This is a genomic window from Psychrobacter sp. Pi2-52, from assembly GCF_904846705.1.
In the GTDB taxonomy this organism is placed as follows: domain Bacteria; phylum Pseudomonadota; class Gammaproteobacteria; order Pseudomonadales; family Moraxellaceae; genus Psychrobacter.
In genome coordinates this window covers 1-25,265 of the sequence record NZ_CAJHBS010000016.1, presented here as the reverse complement: position 1 = coordinate 25,265, position 25,265 = coordinate 1, and the positions used below count along the sequence as shown (strand labels likewise).

Below are 25,265 nucleotides of genomic sequence, written 5' to 3'. Positions count from 1 at the left end.
GTTGACTACTAAAAGATTAAACCTCTGCTAATAACTCGACACTTACTTGAAAGTAATCATCGTCTTTTATAGTAATACTGACGTTACCGTTATGCGCCCCAACGATAGACTGTACGATAGATAGACCCAAACCTGTTCCTGTGTGGCGATCTATTGTTTTATGATGTCGATAGAAGCGCTCAAACAACTTATCTGCCTCACTTTGTGTCAATGGCTCATCTAATTGGTTAGTGATGGTCATTCGTAAAACAGCTTGTTTTGATTGTTGAAGACTGCTTATTGTTGTACCCACCATCTCATCTGAGTTTACTCTATCTGCACTAATGGTTATAACGCTATCTTGAGCAGCATAATAAATCGCATTCGATATCAGATTAGCAAAGAGCCTTTGTAATAAACTTTTATCTCCTAAAACAGCGCTGAACTCACCTTTGGTTTCAATAGCGATACCTCGGTCTTCTGCAATCATTTCGTAGTAATCAACGAGCTTGGTGATTAAACTGTCCGTATCCACGTGACTGATTTGCGAGTCACTCAATCCTTTTTGGGTTTTTGCTAGCAGCAGCATATTATTTATCATGGCCGATAGCTGCTCTAAGGTGTCATGCTGATGGTGTAGCTGCTCAATGTATTCATCACTAGCTCTCGGTTTGTTTAACATGACTTGCGTTTGCGTGCTGAGTGTCGCGATTGGAGTGCGCAGCTCATGGGCGATATTGTCTGAAAACCGTGACAATGATTCAAAATTACTTTCAAGCTTGGCCATCATTGAGTTGTAAGATTCTGCTAGTGGTCGCAGCTCTAACGGCATATCACTGACCGTGACTCTGTCATCCAATCTGTCAGGATTCATTGTTTTCATTTTTTGGACGATGGTCGCCAAAGGTGCAAAACCCCAGTACACGCCCAATGCCGCTACTGAGACGAGCAACAAGGTAATCGCGAACAAAATCATACTAAGCTGACGATTGAACTGTAATAAATACTGATGATGCACATCTATAGGCAATGCGATAAGCGCGAGCATTTTGTCGTCTTCAATGACCATTGCTCGATAATATCGGCTGTTGATATTCATCACAAACTGTTGCTTATCATTATCTTGTTTCAGTGATAATAGGTTAAACCCTGCCCCTAGCTCTTGAGCAAAGTTATTGGGGGTACTAGACAGTATCTGCCCTTCTTTATTAGCGATAATGGTTTTTAGATCGTAATCCAGCCAAGAAGAATGCTGATGATCAGCTTCATCTGATATCGCTGCGGTAGAAGTATCTCTATCAGGCATTACGTCAGGTGCCGCTCTTAGCGGCTGTTGACTATCCAATGTATATTGAGAGCTTGGTAGGGTTTGGGAAGTTATAGGGCTACTAGGTTCTATCACTCGTTTACGTAGGTTAAAAGCCGCATGAGTCATAATCTCAGCGTCCATTTGCTCAAAATGGCCTTTGACAGAACGTTGTATCCATATATAAATAATAACCTGCGATATAACAACAAATATCGTGAGCAACAACACAGTACGCCATAATAGTGGCAAGCGCCGATTATCAAACCTATATTTCATATTAGATATTGCCAGCTTCGTGAGATGGATTATTATCAAGCACTGTATCGACAGCCTCCAATCGGTACCCCATACCACGCACAGTATGAATCAGCTTTGCCTCATGCTCATCATCTATTTTTATGCGAAGACGCCTTATCGCCACATCAATCACATTGGTATCATTTTCAAAATTCATATCCCATACTTGAGAGGCGATGACTGAGCGAGGTAGCACCTCACCTCGGCGCTCTAATAGAAACTGTAATAATGAGAACTCTTTTGCCGTGAGCTTAATAGCCTTGTCTTTTCTATGCACAGTGCGCTTAGCAATGTCCATTTTAAGATCTGCTATTTGCATAATCGTACTTTGATAATCGGCTTGATTGGCACGTCGTAATAAGCTTTTGATTCTGACGATCAATTCTGCAAACGCAAAAGGCTTGGTTAAATAATCATCGCCTCCAATTTCAATCCCTTTTATTTTGTCACTTAAGTCATCTTTTGCCGTTAGAAAGAGCACAGGCGTATGCTTGCCTGCCGCTCGGTAATTGCGCACTAGCTCAAAGCCACTAACATCAGGTAGCATGACATCCATCAGTATCACGCTAAATTCTTCCGTCATCAATGCATGATAGCCATCTAAACCTGTTATGTGATGATCCACAATAAACCCAGCTTCCGTTAAGCCTTTTTTTATGTACTCGCCAAGCTTCAATTCATCTTCTACCAGCAGCACTTTCATAATAGCTTCCCATATACCTTTCACGCTTACCTAGCATAGTAAAGCATAACCCCACTTTGAACATCAAAAAATCTCAAGATGACAGAATTGTAATCTTACCGTCATCTCTCTGTCAGAATCACTAAAGTATGCTTTAAAGTAACTTAATATCTTAAAGTCTTTTCGACTACATACCAATTTAAATAAGGATTTACCATGTCATTATTCAAACCAATGCCACTGCTCAAATCAATGCCACTTTCTAAATCAATCGTAGCAACTGCTATAGCCTTAGTTGTTTCAACCTCTGCGTTGGCACACGATCCCAAAATGCACGCTGAAAAAGACCAAATGAACTGTGAGAAAATGCAAAAGCATATGCAGATGATGCAAAAAATGGATCATAGCAAAATGGATATGAATGATCCTGCTATGAAAGCCATGATGGCTAACATGAGCAAAATGAAAGCGATGTACCAAAAGCACTGTGTGAGCAGCGATAGCGATTCTTAAATATCAATTTATAAGTTCAATACTATAGTCAGTTCAATATAATTTCGATACAAGGAAACCGAGTGCAAGTTATACATTAGTATGCTTAGCGAGGATGACGCTGTAGCGGATTTATATAGACTTGACTATATTGTCAGAGAAGCTGATCAAGCAGTAATGGGATATTAAATAAAATGGATTTTTAGGACAAACCTATGAAGTTTTTGTTAGGAATACTTTTTACTGTCTTTGTCGCTATTGTGGGCATTTTTATTACGGTGACTAGCGGCATGATAAATATCGGTGCTGATCGAGCTCATAGTCCGCTGGTTTACGATTTTTTAGAAACTGCCCGCACACGCTCAATTGAACATGCCAGTAAGAATATTTTGGTTCCCAATTTAAAGAAGGCAGAAATGATCAGCTCGGGCGGTGCAGATTACAAAGATATGTGTGCTGGCTGTCATTTGTCTCCTGGCGTCAACAGCACAGATTTAAATAGCGGTATGTACCCAAAGCCTCCTAACTTTACTGAGGCGGATATCGTTAAGCGCTATCAAAACGAGGCTGGTGCCAGACAAAGCTTTTGGGCGATTAAACATGGCATTATGGCGTCTGGCATGCCCGCTTGGGGCGCTACTCACGATGATGACAGAATATGGGCGATGGTTGCTTTTATTAGATCGTTACCTGACTTAAATGAAAACCAGTACACCATGCTAACGACTCGGTTAGACGATAGTATGTTGGATATGTCATTTGATGGTGAGATGGATATGTCAGGTGATGGATCCGGCATGCAACATTGATTTTTTGTACAAAATGCAGTGCTCAATAGTGCTGCTTTTTGCGATTTGAGTTTTAAGCTTTGCTAGCACTATTTTGTCCAGTGCTATTTTATCCAGTGATGTGGCTCTAATTTTTATAATATTTAATCGTCAGACAGACGCTCGGGAGTGGTTTTATGAATAGATTTATTAATGAACATAATCTGATATCTGGCTGTGTGCTCTCGGCGATCGTGGTATTGCCGTTATCGTTAACGATTGCCGCTTGTAGTCAACCTAACTCCGCTGCTGCTGACTCAACACCAGCGACTGAGCCAACTGTTGCTACGCACACGGAGCAACCAACAGCTGAAATAATGCCAGTCAGCGCTCCTTCAGATACCCAATCAACTATCCTAAAAAACATCTCAGCCACCGTCTATAAAGATGCCAATTGTGGCTGCTGTAAAGAATGGGTCGGTTATGCCGAAGGTCATGGCCTAAACGCAACCGCACAGAATGTCGAAGACGTGTCCTTGTTTAAAGAGCGATACAGCGTACCGCAGCAAATGCGCTCTTGCCATACCACCGTCACTACTGATGGCTACGTATTTGAAGGTCATGTCCCTGCTAAGTATATGGCGCAGTTCCTAAAAAACCCGCCAAGTGATGCGATCGGTCTTGCCGTACCGAGCATGCCAGTCGGTAGCCCAGGTATGGAATACCAAGATAAATTTATGCCATATAAAGTGATGCAGCTTAATAAAGATGGCTCAACAGCTATTTATGCAACTATTGACACACCGCAGCAGCAAATCTAGCTTGGTTGTCGTTTAAATCGCTTATCCAGCTCTATTAATAAGTGACCAAAGTCATAGACTTAGCTGATAAATACAGACTCAACTCTCACTTTATGGATATAAATCAGGTGAATTATTATGAACAAAACTATGCTTAACCGCAGGCGTTTTTTGACAGGATCTTCTACCTTGTTAGGGGCATCCATGCTGTCCACCCTACCGTCTATTGCCAATAGTGCGCTCGGTAAAGGCCAGCAGAATGTAGCCGTCAACAGTGATAAATCTGACCATATCGTACCTATCCTAACCGGTAATGAGTTTGAGCTGTATGTCAGCAAGAAGCTCGTTACTGTTAATGGCAAGTCGAGTATGGCGACGCTGATTAATGACTCGCTGCCAGCGCCAACGCTAAAGATGCGTGAAGGCGATACAGTAACCATTCGTGTTCATAACCAGATGAATGAGTCAACCTCTATCCATTGGCATGGCTTGCTCGTACCTTTTGAGATGGATGGCGTACCAGGTATCAGTTTCGATGGTATTCCTGCAAATAGCACCTTTACCTATAAATTCAAACTTAAACAATCAGGCACCTATTGGTATCACTCACACAGTGGTTTCCAAGAGCAAACCGGTATGCTTGGTGCTATCGTCATTGAACCCAAAGGCCGTGAGCGTCATCCAATCGAGGAAGACCATGTAATCGTGCTGAGTGATTGGACGCACCGCGATCCGCACAATCTCTTGAAGTTGCTCAAACAGCGCGCTGATTTTGATAACTATCATTTGCCGGATTTCAAAAAACTATTGTCTGATATTGCCGCAACAGATATGAAAACTGCGTTTGATAAGCGCAAAATGTGGAATCAGATGCGCATGATGCCGACGGATTTCACCGATCTATCTGGTGAGAAGACTTTTACGTATCTGATGAACGGTAAGACCACAGCCGCCAATTGGACACAGCTAGTGAAAGCGGGACAGCCCGTCAAACTACGCTTTATCAACGCCTCAGCACAGACGATATTTGATGTGCGTATACCGGGTCTCAAAATGACTGTGGTAGCAACAGATGGTATTGACGTCGCACCCGTTGCGATTGATGATTTCCGCATTGGCGTGGCTGAGACTTATGACGTCATTGTCACGCCTACTCAAGATGCACATACCATATTTGCCCAAAACATTGATCGTTCAGGCTATGTCGCGACCACGCTTGCAACCAAAAAAGGCGCTCGTGCTGCAATACCTGCTATGGATAAGATCGAATGGTTGACCATGGCCGATATGATGGGTGCGATGGGTGATAAAGGCTATAAAGCAAAGCATGCTAAGACCGAGTATGACTTCAAATCTGATATGCGTGTCGATAGTCCACGTATGAACCTCGATGATCCCGGTATTAATCTGCGCAATATCAATCGAGAGGTGCTGAATTATAGTCAGCTGCACTCTGTCGATGAGGCCATATTTGCAGAGCAGCGTAAGCCTACCCGAGAGATCGAGCTACATTTAACGGGTAACATGGAACGCTATATTTGGGCCTTAGATGGAGTCATGTTTAAGGATGCAACCCCTGTCAATATTAAGCCTAACGAGCGCGTACGTATTACCTTAGTCAATGACACGATGATGAATCATCCGATGCACCTGCATGGTATGTGGAGTGATTTGCGCACGCCATCTGGAGACTTTCAGGTACGCAAACATACGATTGTGGTGCAACCTGCGCAAAAGATTAGCTTTGATGTGACGGGTGAATTTGGGCGATGGGCGTGGCATTGCCATCTGCTTTATCACATGGAAGCTGGTATGTTCCGAGAAGTTGCCGTTGTTTAACAAACCTTCAAATATGAGGCTTATTATGAAAATATCTAAGAAAAATCTGCCATTCATTGGTTTGTCATCGCTAGTCTTGCTCACATCCTCTTTTGCAACAGCTGCTGAGATGTCTGATATGGATCATAGCGGCATGGATATGTCAGGTGATATGTCTGATATGGATCACAGTGGTATGGACATGTCGGGCGATATGTCTGATATGGATCACAGTGGCATGGATATGTCAGGTGATATGTCTGATATGGATCATAGTGGTATGGATATGTCGGGCGATATGTCTGATATGGATCATAGCGGCATGGATATGTCGGGCATGGAGCATGGCAGTATGGATATGTCTGGTATGCAAGGTGGGCAGCCACCAGCCGATGCTCGCAGTCCAGACTATTCAAATGGGGTTCCCTACGGGCAGTATGGTAAGCCAATGATGATGGGCAGCATGCCATTATGGGGAGTGTCAGTAGACGACTTGGGCTATCAGTTTGATGAAGATCAAATCAACTTCGAGGCGACGGGTTGGTATGGTACTGACAGTAATCGTATCAGGCTACGCACGGAAGGTAGTGCTCAGACTAAAGATGATAAAGAAATAGACAGCTTGAGCTCCCTTGCTTATTGGAAACCACTGAGCATTTTCTGGAATGGTGAAGCTGGTGTCGCTTACGATACTGAAAACGACAACGCTGCCGTAATGGCAGGTATTGTCGGTACCGCGCCTTATTTTATAGAAACGGATGCGAGAGCCTACTTATATACCGATGGTCAACTTCGTCTTGATCTGGGCGCAGAGTACGAATGGCGTTTGGATCAGCATTGGGTAGTCATACCGGAGGTTGGACTGACTGCCTTTAGTAAAGATGACCATGATAATGGTATTACCAAAGGCTTTAATGAGATGGAAACTGAGGTCAGGCTGACTTACGAGACATTCAGTCGCCAGCTAGCTCCTTATGTAGGTGTTAGTTATGAGACAGCGCTTGGCAAGGCTCGTGGCCAACGACGTCAAGAAAATGAATCAGTTGATAGCAGTAGTTTGACTGCGGGGGTTAAATTCTGGTTTTAACTGTCTACCCATTTTAATTTAACAAAACAATGGAGGTCATATCATGGAAGCTGCTAAGCAAAAAAATATGAACCCTTATGTAAAATTTACCTTAATGATTCTGACATCGACTGTCATCATGTATATCATGATGTACTTCAATACCTACCAGTGGGATCACATTTATTTTAGTGAAACCCGAGCTTATATGGCGCTATACATGGGTGCCGGTATGGCAGTCGTCATGTTGGCATTTATGACCAATATGTATAAGAAGACCAAGGTCAATTTGATGATCTATGGTCTAAGTGTATTGATGTTTGTAGTTGGTATTTGGGGCGTTAGATCTCAAGGGACTGTCGATCAAGTCGATTGGATGCAGGCGATGATACCGCATCACTCGATTGCCATTCTCACCAGTAGTCGCGCTGATATTGAAGATCCGCGTGTGCAACAGCTTGCTGATGATATTATAAAAGCTCAAAAACGTGAAATTGATGAAATGAAACAGTTGATTGATGAGCTTGAATAAGAGAATGGTGTACCAGTGAACGCTGCGAAAAGCGATTACTTTTTTCTGCTCAGACGCTCAATGATCCAGCCTGCTAGTGGGAAGGAAACTAGCTGTGTCAATGGAACGAGTATGATGGTTTCAATTAATACCACCACTGGCAGGCTTAATCCTTGGGTCACAGGCTTCAATAACGTCAATACGATTAGGAGCGTTGGATAAAGTCCGACATATCCTATCAATATGCGTATAAGTCTGTCTTTGGAATTCTGATTCATTGCCTACTACCTATTGATAAAACGATAAAAGAAAAACCTTTAAGCGACAAAAACAATAATTGTCGCTTAAAGATTGACTGTCTGTGAATATCCAACAAGTCACAAATTTATAAATGAAAATAAGGCCATTAGTATTAATGGCCTTATCTCAGTCACTGTTTATATACTTTGCTATTCTTGATAGTAAGGATAATCACTGTAGCCCACATCAGTACCACCATACATCGTGGTAGGATCTACTTCATTCAATGGCCAGTTATTGGCAATACGCTCTGGCAGATCAGGATTGGCGATAAAAGGACGACCAAACGCGAATAAATCACCGTAGCCTTTTTCTAAAATGTTCACAGCTTTTTGTACCGTGTACTTGCCAGCATAAATAATACGGCCTGAAAACTCTTCTCTGACTGCTTGATAAAAAGTGTCTGGTAAATCAGGCGCATTATCCCAATCAGCTTCTGCAATGGACAAATAAGCAATACCCGCTTGCTCAAGCAATTTGACTGCTTCGACATAGGTATGATGGGGATCTGACTCTACCAAGCCTAAATACACGCGCGTCTCATCCGTACTCGCAAATAATGGCGCAAAGCGTACGCCTAAACGATCAGCACCCACCACATCACTGACAGCAGCGACGATTTCTTTTAAGAAGCGCAAACGATTGGTCAACGACCCACCATATTGATCATCACGGTGATTGGTGTGCTCAGAGATAAACTGATTGACCAAATAGCCATTGGCACAATGCAGCTCTACCCCATCAAAACCCGCCTCCAATGCATTGCGCGCAGCGGCCGCATACATCGTTACCAACTCACCAACTTCATCGGTACTGAGAGCGCGTGGCTCACTTGGATCAGCCAATGCACCTGCACCTGGACCTGTTTCAATAAATACTTTGACGTTATCAGCGGTAATATCAGACGGCCCTACCGGCTGAGCACCATTAGGCTGCAAGCTGGTGTGCGACACACGGCCTACATGCCAAAGCTGAGCAAAAATAATACCGCCTTTGTCATGTACTGCTTGCGTGACTTTTTTCCAACCTTCAACTTGGGCTGATGAATGGATACCTGGCGTCCAAGCATAACCTTGACCTCTTGGCTCAATCTGCGTACCTTCCGTCACCATAAAGCCTGCTGACGCACGCTGTGCATAATAGCTGGCCATTAAGTCATTAGGGATATTGTCAGGTTGCGTGCTACGAGAGCGTGTCAACGGTGGCATTACGATACGGTTGTTGAGCGTATAAGGCCCAAGTGCTACAGAGGAAAATAATGTCTTTGTATCTGGAATAGTTTGTGTCATAAGTGTCTCTTTTAAAGCAGCTGATGGCTTATTATTAAAGGTATTCGGCCTGTTTTGATGCTTAACAGCTCATTTAGTGGCTACTTAAGCAATGTTGGTCAGCATAGCGTTTTGAGGGTACAATTAGAAACAACCAGTTATTGTTTAAGATACAACTATTAATGGTATGCATGATGAATGGAATGAATCGGCTCGATATTAAGCAGCTTAGAGTATTACAAGCGTTACTTGATCTGAAAAACTTGTCACAAGTCGCACGCAAGATGGGGCTGACCCAACAAGCCATCAGTGAGCAGCTGCGTAAGTTACGCGAGGTGTTTGATGATCGCCTGTTTATTCGTCAAGGCAATAGCATGGTGGCAACGCCAAAGGCGCTATCGATGCAGCAACCTATTGACCAGATATTAAAACAGTTGGAGGATTTGTTAGAGCCAGAGATTTTTATGCCGCACACATATAAAGGCATATTTACGATTAGTGCGACTGACTATGCGACGCAGGCATTATTACCGCAATTGTTTAATATTACGCGACGCGACGCACCTGATCTGAAGCTGATCGTCCGTGATTTTGCCTCGGACAATATCAATCAGCTGATAGCAGCAGGCGAGCTTGATTTGTTGATTACCTTTCCAGAGTTTATCCCTGATAACTTATCGTATGTGACTTTATTTGAAGAGCAGCATTTATGCGTGACAGGTTGTGAAAACACCTTTGCCACAGAGCCATTAACGCTGGCGCAAGTGGCTGCACACGCGCAGCTAGTAGTGTCACCCTCGCGTGCTAATTTACGCGGCTCTCATGATCAATGGTTTGCAGAAAAAGGTCTAAAACGAAATATTGTGATGTCGGTTCCTAGCTTTTCGGCTGTACCAGATATTTTGCACACGACTGACATGATTGCGTTTTATCCTTCGCGATTATTGCCAAGCAGTAAGGTCAAAGAACTTGAGGTTGAAGCATTGCCGCCTACTTTTAAGGTCATCGCAGCATGGCATCCACGTACTGCTGACAGTGGCATACATCGTTGGTTAATCGAGCAATTACGAAATCTATAATAATTGACTTAGCTATAGCCAACTTTGAAACGACATCGAAAGTCTTTAAATTTGAACTTGACGGAAATAATGTAGTGGCAAAGTATGAATAATAAGCGACGTTATCTCTTATTTTGATAGGTTGTTAATAACTGCTCTGTACTCGATTCAGTTTAAAAAAGAGACAAGGCAACGGAGTGCAGATGTAATGTACTACTTCAAGCGAGGTTAACGCTGTCACTCTTTTATAGAGGATTGACTACATTAACCTAAAACATCCTTTGATTCTGAGATTCAAAGGATGTTTTATTTTTGACAATTAAGCTGAAACACCATGATCTATGCTTTTCAAACTACTTACCCAAACTGAAAAGCTGACAACTGTGTTTTTAGCACTTGCTGGGAGTAAATCTTGTGCCCTTTGTCACGTCCTGCTGCACCTACCGCTATCATAAGCGGTAACAAATGCTCCTCTGCCCCTAGTGGATGTGAGTCAAGCGCGTGAGGAGCATTTTTCCAATTGGCCAATGCCGTGAGTCGTTTATCCGAATCTGCTGATTCCACAGTATTCGTTAGCCATTCATCAAAACGCTCTGATGGTTCAGTAAAGCTGGTATCACCATAACCGCGCATATTATGAAAGCTCATGCCGCTACCGACGATTAGCACACCCTCTGTACGCAGTGACGCCAGTGCTTGACCAACAGCTAAATGCGCCTTCGGGTCTAAATTATGACGCAAGGATAGTTGGACCACTGGAATATCCGCCTCAGGGAACATTAGCTTGAGCGGTATAAATACCCCGTGATCAAACCCACGCTCCGCATCTTGTTTATTGCTTACCCCTGCCTCTGTCAGTAGACTACTGACTTTCTCCGCCAATGCTGGTGCGCCTGAGGCTGGATAAGTCAAACTATAAGTATGTTCAGGAAAGCCATAATAATCATAAATGAGATCAGGTTGCTTACTAGCGGTGATACTAAATTCAGCCGTCTGCCAATGCGCACTAATGATTAAGATAGCCTTTGGTCGCTCAGGTAAACGAGCAGAAATGCCCTCTAAAAACGTTGCCATCTCATACCACGTATCCGCTGGTTGCCAATCCATAAAAAAACAAGGCCCTGCACCATGCGGTATAAACAGTACAGGCTGGCTGACTGGCTCATTAGATAAAAGTGTTGTCATGGCTTTCCCCTTGTTGCTTTTCTTAAATGGCTCTTATTAAATAGCTTTATTCAGTAAAATTGAATAAAGCTATTTACAACTATAAAACCTATCCTAATTTTTCTGACAATACCTTATCCATACTGAAGGAACCGCCACCTTGGATGGCTAGAGCAAGCGAAGCCACCATCAATGTTAGCGCGTATTCATAACCACCATTATCAGCGAACAGCCCATTACTGATATGGACAGAAAAAATAGCCACCAACATGGTAAAAGCTGCGGCTAAAGCGGCCGGTCTGGTTAGCAGACCTAATACCAGAGCTAGACCACCGAAGAATTCAGCACCGCCTGCTAGTATTGCCATTAAGTAGCCAGGCTCCATACCCATACTGCTTAACCATTGAGCCGTACCTGCTAGCCCATTACCACCGAACCAACCAAATAGCTTCTGGGCGCCATGTGCTGCTAAAATTAAGCCAACGGGTACCCGAAGCACTAAAGCCGCCACTCCAGCTTTTGATGTCAAAATAGTATTTAATAGTGATGATTTCATTGATGCTTACTCCATAACGTATGATTAGAATAAATAGTGTCGAAAATGATATAGGCACACTTTACTATCAACGCTATAAAAGAGTAAGCTCAGTTATATTGAATAATTATCAACATACTGTTTATAGTGGGTTTGATATCGAGAGAGTTATAAGGACAGATATGGATAGAATCGATGCCATGCGCGCTTTCGTCGCGGTAGTGACAGAAGGTAGCTTTAGTAAAGCGGCTATTACGATGCAGCTCTCGCCGCAGCTAGTAAGCAAGTATGTAGCAAAGCTAGAGGAGGAACTACATACTCGCCTGCTCAACCGTACTACACGCAAAGTCAGCCTGACAGAAGCTGGCAGTCAATACTTTACGCACGCGCAGCAGATTTTATTGAGTATTGATGAGATGGCATCGCAGTTAGGCGGCTTACAGCAGCATCCCAAAGGCGTCCTGCGCATCAGTGCGCCCGTCTCCTTTGCCTTAAAGCATATGGCAAAACTCATCACTGATTTTCAGGAGCGCTATCCGTCAGTTACCGTTGATCTGCAGTTGAGTGATCGAAAAGTAGATATCGTTGAAGAAGGCTTTGATATTGCCCTGCGTATCGGACAGCTCCAAAGCTCATCGCTTATCGCCAAGCAGATTGCTCCGATTCGCGTGGTATTATGCGCCTCGCCCGAGTACCTCAAAGCTCATGGCACACCTAAGCAACTTGAGGATTTAGAATCGCATCGCTATTTGCATTATAGCTATATGAATGTCGAAACTAAGGGTCAGATCTACAAATACCTGAAAACCAAACAATTCAAAGAACGTAGCGTTTTCCATAGTAATAATGGCGACGTACTCGTTGAAGCAGCTATTGCAGGCGGAGGATTGATATTACAGCCGACTTTCATTGCTAGCGAAGCATTAAGTACTGGCAAGTTGGACATAGTACTGCCCGAATATGAACCTGACCCTTTGGGATTGTATGCCGTCTATGCCCATAGAAAACTACTACCTCACAAAGTCAGATGCTTCATCGATTTTATGACCAACTACTATGGCACGCCGCCGTATTGGGATGAGAATATATAGCTTTAAACATAGAGACATAAAAAAGCCACGATACATAATGTATCGTGACTTTCGGCTCAAGCAAATTTAAGCAAGCTGATTTGACGATCAGATCCAACCTTCTTCTAGTAGGTGCTCAGTATTGCTGATTTTAAAATTATTGCATAAGTCATAGAATGCCATTGGGTCTTCAACATTATCGAGCAACTCTCGTTTATGCAGTGCCACAAACAGCGCCAACGCATACGCTGCACTATGGATGGATTTTTTAGGATTAAAAGTAATATCAGTAAATCCCTGATATTGAATCACTTCCTCATGCAGCTGAGGGTTTTGCTTGAGCGCATTCACGTACAGCCAATCATAAAATGTCGTTAACGGTTCTACGCCCCACTCCATACCAAAATAATTATAACCAATGAGCTCGCCTGAGGTCATCAATCGCTCATCTTTGCGGGCTTGTCTTGGCGCTACTGTCAGCAAATCAAGATAAGGACCACCATCTTCAAAAACCATACTGGCTTGAAAAGCATTTTCGACACTATATGGATTGCCATCATGCTCATCCGTAATCTGTAAGCTGAAAGGGCTTAGCGGAAAACTTAGCTTATTACCAGATTTGCTAGACAGCTCTAACACTTGCTTAAATCCATACTTTTTGCGAATGACTTGTTGTAAGTCATTGATGGATTTTTTCTTTTGTCTGGTCGCAAATCCCACATGTCGCTCAAACATAACCATATCCGTTTTTACCAAATTGTCACTGTTGACTTTGGGCATGAATACGGGTCTTTGTTCTATCGTATTTGGTACTTCTTCCATAGTGATGTGCCTTAATATCAATGGTCTTGTATAAATATTTTGTGTTAACGGTGCTGATATCACCTGCTGTTGACGGCGTACTCTGTCATTGCTAGCCGTGTTTATTATTGGTACTTTATTCGCTAGCAGCCAAATACAGTGAATTGATCGAGAGTTATCGAACCCTATCAGCGCTCGCTGGGCAGTTTATCTTATTATCAGCCATTTATCCTGCCCTATTTTAGAATTAATACAGCCACACCTTCAACAATAAACCATAATCGAGCTATTTTGAACTTAACGATAAATATAAGGCGCTACTATAAATGAGTTTAAAAGTATTCAAAGAAATACGCTTGACCTTACCATGATGTCAACCTATATGCTGTCACTATAGAATTAAAAATACGATTAAAAACAGAATCAAAAACGACAGAGGTTGTTATGAAAACAAAAAACACTAAAGCCCCTACTTATCATGAAGTGCTGAGCATTGAAGGCATGAGTTGCGCGTCTTGTGTTGGGCGTATCGAAAAGCAGTTAAAAAATATTGAGCACGTTGAAAAAGCTGAGGTAAACCTTGCCACTGAACAGGCGACTGTTTATTCATCGCAGCCTTTAGATGTTGCCCAGTTAAACAAAGCGGTAGAGCGTGCAGGCTATAAGGTGACTGAAACCAAGCCTATCGAGCTATCCATAGAAGGCATGAGCTGTGCCTCTTGCGTTGGACGAGTAGAAAAATCCTTGGCCAAAGTCGCTGGCGTGCAACAAGCCACAGTAAACCTTGCGACTGAACGCGCTTGGATTAAAGCCGACGCTCAAATAAAAACGAGTGACTTAATTGAGGCCGTTAAAAAAGCGGGCTACGAGGCCAAACTGGTAGAACAAGACCAAAGTGATCGACAAGATAAGAAAGCCACGGAGCAAAATCAGCTTAAACGAGATTTGGGATTTTCTGCGCTGTTGTCAATGCCCGTATTCATTTTAGCAATGGGTTCGCATATGATTCCCGCCTTTCATATGTGGGTAGTGAATAACCTCGGCACTCAGCAAAGTTGGCTGATACAGTTTGTCTTGACCACGTTGGTACTACTCTTTCCAGGCCAACGCTTTTATCAAAAAGGCGTGCCAGCCTTATTGCGTTTTGCGCCAGATATGAATTCGCTAGTGGCGATTGGTACTATCGCAGCGTATGGCTTTTCCCTCATAGCGACCTTTATCCCGCAAGCGTTACCTGAAGGCACGGTGCACGTCTACTACGAAGCCGCTGCCATGATTGTGAGCTTGATTTTATTAGGACGTTATTTTGAAGCAAAGGCTAAAGGTCGTACTTCTGAGGCCATTCAGCATTTAGTGGGCATGCAGGCAAAGACCGCTCGTGTACACCAAGATGGCAAAGTCATTGAAGTCCCTGTAGAAAACGTCACCGCACAAATGATAGTTGAGATTCGTCCAGGCGAGCGTGTGCCTATCGATGGCGAAGTCGTTGACGGTCACAGTTATATTGATGAATCTATGATTACTGGTGAACCTGTCCCTGTGAAAAAACAAGCAGGCGATCAAGTGGTCGGCGGTACTATCAATCAAAATGGCACCGTGAATATTCGAGCAACGGCCATCGGTGAAGATTCTGTTTTGGCACAAATCATTCGTATGGTAGAACAAGCCCAAGGCTCTAAATTACCGATTCAAGCATTGGTGGATAAAGTCACCATGTGGTTTGTACCAGCAGTGATGTTTTTATCAGCATTGACCTTTATTGTCTGGTTGATTTTTGGTCCTGACCCTGCCTTAACCTTTGGCTTAATCAATGCGGTTGCCGTGCTCATTGTGGCCTGCCCTTGTGCAATGGGATTGGCCACTCCCACTTCTATTATGGTCGGTACGGGTCGTGGTGCAGAATTGGGTGTGCTATTCCGTAAAGGTGAAGCGCTACAAATGCTTCAGGATGTGAGCGTAGTTGCCGTTGATAAAACAGGCACATTGACTGAAGGCAAACCTACCTTAACGGATTTCCAAGTCCAACAAGGGTTTAAGAAAGAACAGGTCTTACGTGTGGTGGCATCGGTTGAAGCAAAGTCTGAGCATCCAATCGCCTTAGCCATTGTACAAGCCGCAGAACAACAGAACATTCAACTGCTGCCTATCACTGACTTTGAGGCGATGACAGGTTTGGGTATTCAAGCAAACGTGGCAGGCCAAGTGATTCATATTGGCGCAGATCGTTATATGCAACAATTGGGGCTTGATGTTGCACTTTTTGAACAAGACGCGCTACGTTTGGGGCAAGAAGGTAAAACCCCACTCTATGTATCTATTGACCAACAGTTGGCTGCTATCATCGCCGTTGCAGATCCTATTAAAGAGACGACTCATGCCGCCATCGCCGCACTACATAAGTTGGGCTTAAAAGTGGCCATGATTACAGGTGATAATCGCCATACTGCCCAAGCGATTGCCACACAATTGAATATCGATCAGGTAGTAGCAGAAGTATTACCCGAAGGCAAAGTAGATGCAATACGCCAGTTGCAAGAGCAATATGGCCGAGTGGCATTTGTTGGTGACGGTATCAATGATGCCCCTGCATTGGCTCAATCCGATGTTGGATTGGCCATTGGTACAGGCACAGACGTGGCGATTGAGGCAGCTGAAGTGGTGCTAATGTCAGGAAGTCTGCAAGGCGTACCTACTGCAATTGCCTTGAGTAAAGCAACTATCAGTAATATCAGACAAAATCTGGCTTGGGCATTTATTTACAATGTTGCTTTGATTCCGATTGCCGCAGGTGTCTTGTATCCCGCATTTGGTATCCTGCTCTCACCCATTTTTGCGGCAGCCGCCATGGCGCTGTCATCTGTTTTTGTCTTAGGTAATGCGTTACGCCTCAAGTATTTTAAAGCATAGTCAGCGAACTACTAAACCGCTACAGAGTAAATATAGAATCGTAAAGGATATCCATATAGGGTTTAAATACACAGGTTATTTAAGTCCATTTTTAGCCCAGTTAGATGACTATCTATTGAATTGAGGATACGCCCTAGGAGGATAAATATGAATATTGGTCAAGCATCAAAGCAATCAGGTATCTCTACCAAAATGATTCGCTACTATGAGCAGATTGGCTTGCTAGAAACCGTAAATCGCTCGAACTCAGGTTATCGTTTGTATTCTGAAGACGATATAGACGACTTATGCTTTTTAAGACATTCTCGCGACTTGGGATTCTCATCCAAGCAAATGAAAGAGTTACTGTATCTGCGTAAAAATGCCAATCGTCAGAGTGCAGATGTTAAGCAACTGACACAAGAGCATATCGAAACGTTAAATCAAAAAATTGCGCAATTGCAGGAGATGGTCGACTCGCTACAGAATTCTTTTGATCATTGCGCAGGCGATGATAATGCAGACTGCGCTATCTTAGAGGATCTAGGACAGGGTCAATAAAGTAAATGCGTTATTTATATATATGTAGGGCCTAAAGCGTTACGATTAGTCCAATAAACGAATTAAATCACTAGTTAAAACTACGGAGTGCTAGCAAGTAAATCTTCCGCCTGCTTGTGCTTGCAAACACTTTACAGTGTGTGATTAGCAACATCGCTCAATTTATGCTCTTTAATTATCCAACGAGCTATTTCACCAAACTCATTTTGAAGCTCGGTAAATATATGGGCTGTCCTTGGGCTTATTAAAGGATTCATTTCAGAAACAGGCTAATTATATTTAATAGGTTCCTTTCTAAACTCGTATCCCCAGTTTGCAATAGCAGCAAGACTTAATGAGATATTCGTATTCTTGATTTTATGCCACACTTCTCTTTGAGCTGCTACAGGCATCCTTTCACCGAAGGTAATAGACTTTATCGCATCTAAGGGAACGTCCATTACATATACAGGAAAACCATTATATTCACGAACTTTCTTACAATCCGATAGATTTCTAACAATTCTATATTCTTTTTCATACTCCCAGTCCTTGGGCTTTACACAAAGTTCGGCTATCGGAATTGGTGATTCACCACTTACATAAGAACTGATGTCCTTCTTCGGTCTACACTCTCGATAATCTATATCAAATAAGCCTTTGAAAAATTCGTGCTCTTCATCAAACTCAATAACAGCTCCAGAGTACTCACCAGCATAGTGAGACCACATTAATAGAGACGACTCATTTTTAGATAAGCACAAAATGCCAATGGACTGATTCAACGAACTTAAAATATTTCTAGAATTTATGTCATTACAATGGTCAGACTCAAAGTCAACCTTCAACTCACCAACACTCGGCTGCCTTCTTGGAGCAAGGATATCAAAGCTAATAGATATCTCTTTAGGTTCAAAATCTTCTGGTATATATAATTCCGGCACCATTTCAAATGGGTCATTAAAAGCCCCTGGTTGAGTAAATCTTACAGAGCCTTCTAAAACTCTCAACGTATTTTCAACTGTCAAATACTTATACAGAGGCATAATTTATCCTTAAGTGTTAGCATTTTACTATTTATGCAATCTGCTGTTTATGTTGCATTATCGCTTGTTAGACTAAGTCGTTACTTGCTCGATGCATCAAGACTACCATCATCCTCTTTAGGCACTTGATCATCCTAACGCTAGTCTACACAAATTAGGTTAGCAGAATATTTATTTACTATAAGTCAATCACAAAATATTGCTTAGGCTATTTATCTACACTTCCTACTTTTATCCTCTCAACCAAGAAATCGACGGCGGCTTTTACCTTAGGCACTAGATAGCGCTGCTTTTGATACAGCAGATATACGGCCATATCAGCGTGCTGCGTGATTGCTAATGGATGCTCAAATTTAATCTCTTGCAATGCGCCTGACTCAAGATATGAGGGTAGTGCCCAGCGAGTGGACATCAAAACCCCTTCACCATCACAAGCCTTTTTTGCTAGCCATAGTCCATTGTTTGAAATTGCCACTGCTGGCCCTGAGACATCATGCCACTGATCGGCCACATAGCAGAGCCAAGGCGTTGGCCCGTTTGGCGCTTTAAAATACAGGCCTTTATGTTCCTTTAATTCCATCACATGACTAGGTTCGCCATGCATCTCTAAATAACTGGGCGACGCAACCGGTATAAACCCATTGTCCATGAGCCTAATGGCAAGCAATCGCTCATTTGGTGCATAACCACCGCGAATCGCAATGTCGACATCGTCACGTCCCAATGCGGATAATTCATCACTGAGACTTACATCTAGCACAATCTCTGGATACAACTCACCAAATTCATCCAGCAGTGGTAGCAGTATTTTTTCACCAAAACCCACCATAGAGCTGATGCGCAACCGCCCCATTGGCGTCGTTTGATAACTGCGTACTGTTTCTTTGCTTTGTTCGAGCTGATCCAATACTTGCTGCATATCGTCATAATAGACCTGCCCTACTTCGGTCAATTTAACGATTCGGGTCGAGCGCTTTAATAGTGTCGCGCCCAAGCTCTTTTCTAAATCAGACACTCGTCTAGATAGTGAGGATGGCGGCACATTAAATGCACTTGCCGCCTTAGTAAAACTGCCTGTTTCTACGACTTTGCTGAAATAGCGTATTGCCCGTAACTGATCCAATTAACCTCTCCATCTCATCGCTAGTTGATCATTGATTGATTGCTGCTTTTAAGTATTTTGGTCTTATTGTTGCTTAAAAAGCAATAGTGATTCACGTTTTCCTTTATATATAACCACATTAAAACCAGTAATAATGTGTTTAAATTAAAAACTACAACTTTTACTCTAATAATGGAAATGGACTTATGATTACTTTGCACGGCTTTGCTGCAAGCAACTATTACAATATAGTAAAACACGCTCTTTTATATAAGGGTATCCCATTTCAAGAGGATCTTTTGTACGCTGGTAGTGATGATCTACTAACTGTTAGTCCAGTGGGTAAAGTACCTGCGATCACCATGCCTGACGGTTTTAATCTGTCAGAGTCGAGCGTGATCTGTGACTTCCTTGAAGAAACGTATCCTGAAAAGCCGCTATATCCTACCGATGCAGCAGAACGCGCGACTGTACGTCAGATTATGAAAATAGCAGAGCTGTATTTTGAGCTACCAAGCCGTCGACTGATTCCATACGTATTTTCTGGTACTCAAGCACCTAACGCAGTCAAAGAGGAAGTACGTCAAGTATTGGGCCGCGGTATTATTGCTATGAATCGCTTATGTCAATTTTCGCCTTGGATTGCAGGCGAGCAATTCACCATGGCTGACATCTATGTGCATCACGTCAACACTATTGTCAACGCTTTTGGAGCGACTCAGCTTGAGTGGGATGTACTGGCAGAAGTAGACGGCATGAAAGAATGGAACAAAGCCATGAGTGAAACCGACATTGCAAAAAGTGTTCAGGCGGACAGTCAAGCAAACATGCCTGAGTTTATGCAACACGTTAAGGCTCTAATCCAAGCCGCAAATGCTAAATAACTTGTGGCAATGTGGCTACTAAAAATGAGCCACATTAAGAAAATTACTAAAATTCAATAACCTAAAGAACGACCAATGCCGTAAAGGGATTGGTCTAGAAATCTAACTATTTGCAGGAGCAAATCTTATGACCGATAAAAATAAACAACTGGTTTCAACCATCAGTGATGACAACAAATTAACCCTGTCTTTAAAAGATATCGAGATGCCGCAACCCGGTGCTGACGAAGTTGTCGTTCGCATGGAAGCCATGCCATTGAACCCTTCTGACTTTGGTGTGATGTTCAGCGCCGCTGATATGTCAACCGCTGTACAATCAGGCACTGATGACAGCCCGATCATTACTGCTGATGTGCCTGCGAAATTCATGCCATCACTCAAAACGCGGGTAAACAAAGACACGCCTGTCGGTAACGAAGGCGCTGGTACAGTCGTCGCAGCAGGCTCATCAGAAGCCGCACAAGTACTCATGGGCAAAATGGTTGCAGTGATTGGTGGCGGTACATATCGTCAATACCACTGTGTCAATGTAAGAAGCTGCATAGAAATGCAAGACGGCACGACAGCTACCGAGGCCGCATCGTCTTTTGTAAACCCGCTCACCTCACTGGCAATGGTCGAAACCATGCGCGCTGAAGGCCACAAAGCCATCGTACATGCAGCAGCTGCTTCTAGCCTTGGTCAAATGCTAAACCGTATCTGTATGGCAGACGGTATTGATTTGGTGAATATCGTCCGTAAAGACTCGCAAGAAAAGCTATTGCGCGATATGGGCGCAAAATATGTGGTGAACTCAAGCAGTGAGACGTTCCTTGCTGATTTGACCGCCGCAATTACTGAAACAGGCGCTACGATTTCGTTTGACCCTATCGGTGGCGGTAAGCTCACCAGCGATATTCTAAACTGTATGGAAGCCGCTATCACTCGTGACGTAGAAGAATACAGCGTCTATGGCTCAAATACCTTTAAACAAGCTTATATTTATGGCGCCTTAGACCGTGGTCCAATCACCTTAAACCGTAACTTTGGTTTTGCGTGGGGTGTGAATGGTTTCTTATTATTCAATGCACTTGGCAAACTTGGTAGTGAAACGGTTCAGTCCATGCGCAAACGCGTGGCAGAAGAAATCACCACCACCTTTGCGAGCAGCTATACGCATGAAGTGACCCTAGAAGAAGCGCTACAGTTAAAATCAATCGCCGCTTATGGCAAACAGGCGACTGGTGAGAAATACTTGATCAAGCCTCAAGTCTAATTGCAAGTTAAAGAACAGTTAAAAAAAGCAGATATCTATGATGTCTGCTTTTTTATGTCTGACTAAAAGTCATCGTCACCTCGTATTTACTCACAATTTGTATAGACCTCATCAGAAAAACCATGCAATACCTATACTCGAACAAGGCAACCAGATGCCAAAAGTAATCAATTAACATTATTACTAAACTTTTGGTTGCATCTACTCCTTATTACGCCTAGTATTTCGTCCCTTTAAATAACTCTATTTCTCAAAATATAGCTGATTCAGTTTGAAAGAGAGACAAGGCAACCAAGCGCAGATGTAACTGTGATATTTCAAGTGAGGTTAACGCTGTCACTCTTTTATAGAGAATTGACTATAGAGTCTTAGTAGATGTACCTATTCACTATAAAGAGGGACTTATTATGTCAATTGACGCAATCACAATTATTGACGGCGGCTTGGGTCGAGAGCTAGCCAAACGTGGCGCACCATTTCGTCAGCCTGAGTGGTCGGCGCTGGCAATGATAGAAGCGCCTGAGATCGTCCGTGACGTGCATCGCGCCTTTATCCAAAGCGGCGCAGCGGTCATCACCACCAACAGCTATGCGCTCGTACCCTTTCATATTGGCGAAGAGCGTTTTGCCAATCAAGCGCAAGCGTTGGCTACCTCAGCAGGCGAGATGGCGCGCGCTGCAGTCGAGATGGAAGGCCGCGACACTAAGATTGCAGGTTCCATCCCGCCACTATTTGGCTCATATCGTGCCGATTTGTTTGACGCGGATCACGTGGAAGATATCGCCACGCCACTTATCAAAGGTTTGAGCGAATATGTGGATTTTTGGCTGGCAGAAACCCAAAGCCTAATCGCTGAATCTGTCGCTGTTCGCGAGCTACTGGACACGCTCGATGCTGACAATAAGCCGTTATGGGTTTCATTCACCCTAGAAGACAGCGAGCATCTCGATGTACCGCGTTTGCGCTCAGGTGAGACGGTAAAAGAAGCCGTTACCAAAATGGCAGATATCAATGTAGAAGCAATCTTATTTAACTGCTGTCAGCCAGAAGTGATTGATCAAGCGCTTGATGTAGCGCAAAGCGTGTTGCAAGACAAGAATGCCACGCACATCAAACTTGGCGCGTATGCCAACGCTTTTCCACCACAGCCAAAAGACGCCACCGCTAATGATGGCCTCGATGAAGTGCGCGATGACCTAACCCCGCCTGCATACTTGGTTTGGGCAAAAAAATGGCAAACCCAAGGCGCATCACTGATTGGCGGTTGCTGCGGTATTGGCCCAGAGCATATTCAGGCATTGAGCCAGCATTTCACAAGCACTTTGACAACAGATACTTTGACGACAGGCACCTCAACAAAATAGAGATCGCACGATGCAAAATGGACAAAAAATTGGGCTAACCATGCTCACTGCCATCGTGTTTAGCTCGATGGTCGGTGCGGGTATTTTTAGCCTACCGCAAAACATGGCCGAAGTGGCAGGCGTGAACGCCATCATTACCGCATGGATCATCACCGGCGTGGGTATTTTGTTCCTCGCAGGCTGCTTTTTGCATTTATCACGCTTAAAGCCTGAGCTGGATGGCGGCATTTATACCTATGCCAAAACAGGGTTTGGCGATTTGGCAGGCTTCTTTTCAGCATGGGGTTACTGGCTATGTGCGACGATTGGTGTGGTTGGCTACTTGGTCGTGGCGTTTGCCGCGCTGGGTAGCTTTATTGATACACCAACAAGTATTGTTTTTGGTGAAGGCAACACGCTGTGGGCGCTAGTCGGTGAGTCTATCATTTTATGGCTAGTGCATTATTTGGTACTGCGCGGCGTTAAGCAAGCGGCCTTTATCAACTTGCTGGCGACCTTGGCAAAAAGTTTACCGCTCATTGCTTTTATCGTGTTTGCCTATTATGCCTTTGATATGCAGACCTTTAATGCTGACCGCGCAGGTACGACGTTAGACGTGCCATTTATGGAGCAGGTCAAAGGAACGATGCTGATCACCCTATGGGTATTTACGGGTATCGAGGGCGCGATTGTCTTATCGCAACGTGCGAAGAGGCGCGCTGATATCGGCCGAGCCACTTACATCGGTGTATTGTTTGCGTTGGTACTATATGTTGCCATTACCCTGCTCTCTCTCGGGGTCATGAGCCGTGTGGATGTGGCAGCGCTTAGCAACCCATCAATGGCTGGCATTATGGCGCAAATGACGGGCGATGTGGGTAAATGGGTTATCAGTATTGGTCTTATCATCTCGGTATTAGCATCTTACCTGAGCTGGATTCTCTACTCGGCTGAAGTGCCGTTTACCGCGGCGAAGTACAATGCGTTTCCACGTATATTTACCAAGCAAAACGCACAAGGCACGCCAACGGCATCATTACTACTAACCAGTTTGACCGTGCAGTTGTGCTTACTGATGATCTTTTTGACCGGTAAAGGCTATAACACCTTGGTGATTATCTCCACCTCGATGATTTTGATTCCTTACTTTTTAGTCGGGGCGTATCTGGTCAAAGTATCATTTGCACAATTAGAACGCTGGAGCATCAAAGCCATCGGTCTGGGCGCGAGTGTCTATGGTATCTGGCTAATTTATGCTGCTGGCGTGGATAACTTGCTGTTGTCCTTGCTGCTGTATATACCTGGCTTAGCGATTTTTTATTACAGCCGCTATCAGTCAAGAGCACTGCCGAAACAGACATATTAATTATTGTTTTTACGTTGAGCAAAGGAGCGGATATAGTTTTTAGTATATTTTTAAAATAACTGTGATACATAAAAACAAGTCCAAAAAACAACGGCTTTTTGGACTTGTTTATTCAGTTGTAAGGCATATCAGGAGTTATCATTCAGGTAGTTGCATAAATCTCAAGCACTGAGTATTGAGTAGGGAAAGCCACTACATAGTCGTCTTTATGCCATAGCTAAAACTTAGTCAATAACGCTTCAAAATCCTATAAAAAGATATATCTTATTGCCGAGACTCTAATTCGATCATCTCAGGGTAATCATTGGCGTACTGGTAACCATCTAATTTTGACCGCGACCGAATAGATAAAGTTGATTTATTATGCGAATCAACGCTAACGTTTGCTCCAGACTATTATCTCGTTCGCAAGAAGAATTCGTTATCAACACCGACTGTCGACGATGTCTGGAGCTGGTGTGTCACTCATTTAGCACTGGCTTAACACTGACTTGATTTAGTCAGGGCTAGCTAAGCATCAACATAAATAACCTAATCTCAAACTTATTAACGTAGTTAGCTTCTGAAACTAACTACGATTTCAGTCGTGTTTTTCTATCCTACTACAGTCGTGCTTCAGCATAATGATGCAGACCTTCCTGCTTTTTTATCCTCGTCTTCTTTCCTCGTTTTATCCTTTTACTAACTACCCTAACTCAAAAATAAAAAACAGTTACCTACCCCCTTCTCAATCAAAAAACGCCCTATTTTTACGTGATTAAAATACTAAGTTTTTATGTCACATTACGTACAACTTACACAGTTAATTTATCACAAACAATTATCGGCTAAATCATTACTTAATTTTGGGGGGCTGTAGTAGATAAGGATTAAATATCACACCATTTTCTCAAGGTTTTCAGCTGATTAGATGGTGAGCCATAGTT

The 25,265-nt window shown here is 43.3% G+C and carries 23 protein-coding genes; 14 read left to right on the top strand and 9 right to left on the bottom strand.

The window, feature by feature from the left end:
• Positions 1-16 precede the first annotated feature (16 nt).
• On the bottom strand, positions 17-1,564 hold the full coding sequence (locus JMY00_RS09395) for an ATP-binding protein (RefSeq protein ID WP_201579985.1): 1,548 nt from the start codon (positions 1,562-1,564) through the stop codon (positions 17-19).
• A gap of 1 nt (position 1,565) precedes the next feature.
• A complete protein-coding gene (locus tag JMY00_RS09390) occupies positions 1,566-2,288 on the bottom strand; it encodes a heavy metal response regulator transcription factor (RefSeq protein WP_201579984.1) in 723 nt (240 codons plus the stop codon).
• Between the two features lie 195 nt (positions 2,289-2,483).
• Between JMY00_RS09390 and JMY00_RS09385 the strand changes: the two genes are divergently transcribed.
• The 6 genes from JMY00_RS09385 (at position 2,484) to JMY00_RS09360 (ending at position 7,742) form a co-directional block, all read left to right on the top strand.
• Positions 2,484-2,780, top strand: coding sequence for a hypothetical protein (locus JMY00_RS09385; RefSeq protein WP_227522875.1), 297 nt, complete (start codon positions 2,484-2,486; stop codon positions 2,778-2,780).
• 194 nt (positions 2,781-2,974) lie between these two features.
• Positions 2,975-3,568 carry a cytochrome c gene (locus JMY00_RS09380; RefSeq protein ID WP_201579983.1) on the top strand — a complete coding sequence of 198 codons (594 nt, stop codon included), beginning with the start codon at positions 2,975-2,977 and terminating at the stop codon, positions 3,566-3,568.
• A gap of 155 nt (positions 3,569-3,723) precedes the next feature.
• Positions 3,724-4,347 (top strand): DUF411 domain-containing protein, encoded by a 624-nt coding sequence (locus JMY00_RS09375; RefSeq protein ID WP_201579982.1) that lies wholly within the window; start codon positions 3,724-3,726, stop codon positions 4,345-4,347.
• A gap of 117 nt (positions 4,348-4,464) precedes the next feature.
• Positions 4,465-6,165 (top strand): copper resistance system multicopper oxidase, encoded by a 1,701-nt coding sequence (locus JMY00_RS09370; protein WP_277350418.1) that lies wholly within the window; start codon positions 4,465-4,467, stop codon positions 6,163-6,165.
• A gap of 25 nt (positions 6,166-6,190) precedes the next feature.
• A complete protein-coding gene (locus JMY00_RS09365; protein ID WP_201579981.1) occupies positions 6,191-7,231 on the top strand; it encodes a copper resistance protein B in 1,041 nt (346 codons plus the stop codon).
• 43 nt (positions 7,232-7,274) lie between these two features.
• Entirely contained in the window at positions 7,275-7,742 is a 468-nt protein-coding gene (locus tag JMY00_RS09360) for a DUF305 domain-containing protein (RefSeq protein ID WP_240990717.1), read from the top strand.
• Positions 7,743-7,777: 35 nt separating this feature from the next.
• Here the strand turns inward: JMY00_RS09360 and JMY00_RS09355 are convergent, their stop codons facing one another.
• Both JMY00_RS09355 and JMY00_RS09350 read right to left on the bottom strand, forming a co-directional pair.
• On the bottom strand, positions 7,778-7,999 hold the full coding sequence (locus JMY00_RS09355; RefSeq protein ID WP_201579980.1) for a hypothetical protein: 222 nt from the start codon (positions 7,997-7,999) through the stop codon (positions 7,778-7,780).
• A gap of 171 nt (positions 8,000-8,170) precedes the next feature.
• Positions 8,171-9,298, bottom strand: a complete 1,128-nt coding sequence (locus JMY00_RS09350) for an alkene reductase (protein ID WP_240990722.1) — start codon at positions 9,296-9,298, stop codon at positions 8,171-8,173.
• Between the two features lie 185 nt (positions 9,299-9,483).
• On the opposite strand from JMY00_RS09350, the gene JMY00_RS09345 reads away from it, so the two are divergent.
• Complete coding sequence (locus JMY00_RS09345) at positions 9,484-10,368, top strand: LysR family transcriptional regulator (protein WP_201579978.1); 885 nt, start codon at positions 9,484-9,486, stop codon at positions 10,366-10,368.
• 336 nt (positions 10,369-10,704) lie between these two features.
• Here JMY00_RS09345 and JMY00_RS09340 read toward each other — a convergent pair whose 3' ends face one another.
• Together JMY00_RS09340 and JMY00_RS09335 are read right to left on the bottom strand one after the other, a co-directional pair.
• The gene (locus tag JMY00_RS09340; protein ID WP_201579977.1) at positions 10,705-11,532 is read right to left on the bottom strand and encodes a class III extradiol ring-cleavage dioxygenase; all 828 of its coding nucleotides are present in this window, start codon (positions 11,530-11,532) and stop codon (positions 10,705-10,707) included.
• Positions 11,533-11,620: 88 nt separating this feature from the next.
• Entirely contained in the window at positions 11,621-12,067 is a 447-nt protein-coding gene (locus JMY00_RS09335; protein WP_201579976.1) for a DoxX family protein, read from the bottom strand.
• Positions 12,068-12,228: 161 nt separating this feature from the next.
• Here JMY00_RS09335 and JMY00_RS09330 point away from each other — a divergent pair, with 161 nt between their 5' ends.
• A complete protein-coding gene (locus JMY00_RS09330; RefSeq protein WP_201579975.1) occupies positions 12,229-13,137 on the top strand; it encodes a LysR family transcriptional regulator in 909 nt (302 codons plus the stop codon).
• Between the two features lie 87 nt (positions 13,138-13,224).
• On the opposite strand, the gene JMY00_RS09325 is transcribed toward JMY00_RS09330, so the two are convergent.
• Positions 13,225-13,938 (bottom strand): hypothetical protein, encoded by a 714-nt coding sequence (locus JMY00_RS09325; protein ID WP_201579974.1) that lies wholly within the window; start codon positions 13,936-13,938, stop codon positions 13,225-13,227.
• Between the two features lie 423 nt (positions 13,939-14,361).
• Between JMY00_RS09325 and JMY00_RS09320 the strand changes: the two genes are divergently transcribed.
• Positions 14,362-16,824 carry a heavy metal translocating P-type ATPase gene (locus JMY00_RS09320; RefSeq protein WP_201579973.1) on the top strand — a complete coding sequence of 821 codons (2,463 nt, stop codon included), beginning with the start codon at positions 14,362-14,364 and terminating at the stop codon, positions 16,822-16,824.
• 147 nt (positions 16,825-16,971) lie between these two features.
• Complete coding sequence (cueR, locus tag JMY00_RS09315) at positions 16,972-17,364, top strand: Cu(I)-responsive transcriptional regulator (protein ID WP_201579972.1); 393 nt, start codon at positions 16,972-16,974, stop codon at positions 17,362-17,364.
• 269 nt (positions 17,365-17,633) lie between these two features.
• Here the strand turns inward: cueR and JMY00_RS09310 are convergent, their stop codons facing one another.
• Both JMY00_RS09310 and JMY00_RS09305 read right to left on the bottom strand, forming a co-directional pair.
• On the bottom strand, positions 17,634-18,389 hold the full coding sequence (locus JMY00_RS09310; RefSeq protein WP_201579971.1) for a DUF2971 domain-containing protein: 756 nt from the start codon (positions 18,387-18,389) through the stop codon (positions 17,634-17,636).
• 208 nt (positions 18,390-18,597) lie between these two features.
• Positions 18,598-19,512 carry a LysR family transcriptional regulator gene (locus tag JMY00_RS09305; RefSeq protein WP_201579970.1) on the bottom strand — a complete coding sequence of 305 codons (915 nt, stop codon included), beginning with the start codon at positions 19,510-19,512 and terminating at the stop codon, positions 18,598-18,600.
• A 185-nt stretch (positions 19,513-19,697) separates the two neighbouring features.
• Here JMY00_RS09305 and JMY00_RS09300 point away from each other — a divergent pair, with 185 nt between their 5' ends.
• The 4 genes from JMY00_RS09300 to JMY00_RS09285 all read left to right on the top strand — a co-directional run bounded on the left by JMY00_RS09300 (position 19,698) and on the right by JMY00_RS09285 (position 24,339).
• Positions 19,698-20,375: a glutathione S-transferase family protein gene (locus JMY00_RS09300; protein ID WP_201579969.1), complete on the top strand. Its 678-nt coding sequence runs from the start codon at positions 19,698-19,700 to the stop codon at positions 20,373-20,375.
• A 127-nt stretch (positions 20,376-20,502) separates the two neighbouring features.
• A complete protein-coding gene (locus JMY00_RS09295) occupies positions 20,503-21,630 on the top strand; it encodes a zinc-binding dehydrogenase (protein ID WP_201579968.1) in 1,128 nt (375 codons plus the stop codon).
• A 422-nt stretch (positions 21,631-22,052) separates the two neighbouring features.
• Positions 22,053-22,994, top strand: coding sequence for a homocysteine S-methyltransferase family protein (locus JMY00_RS09290; protein WP_240990721.1), 942 nt, complete (start codon positions 22,053-22,055; stop codon positions 22,992-22,994).
• Between the two features lie 10 nt (positions 22,995-23,004).
• Entirely contained in the window at positions 23,005-24,339 is a 1,335-nt protein-coding gene (locus JMY00_RS09285; protein ID WP_201579966.1) for a basic amino acid/polyamine antiporter, read from the top strand.
• Positions 24,340-25,265 lie beyond the last annotated feature (926 nt).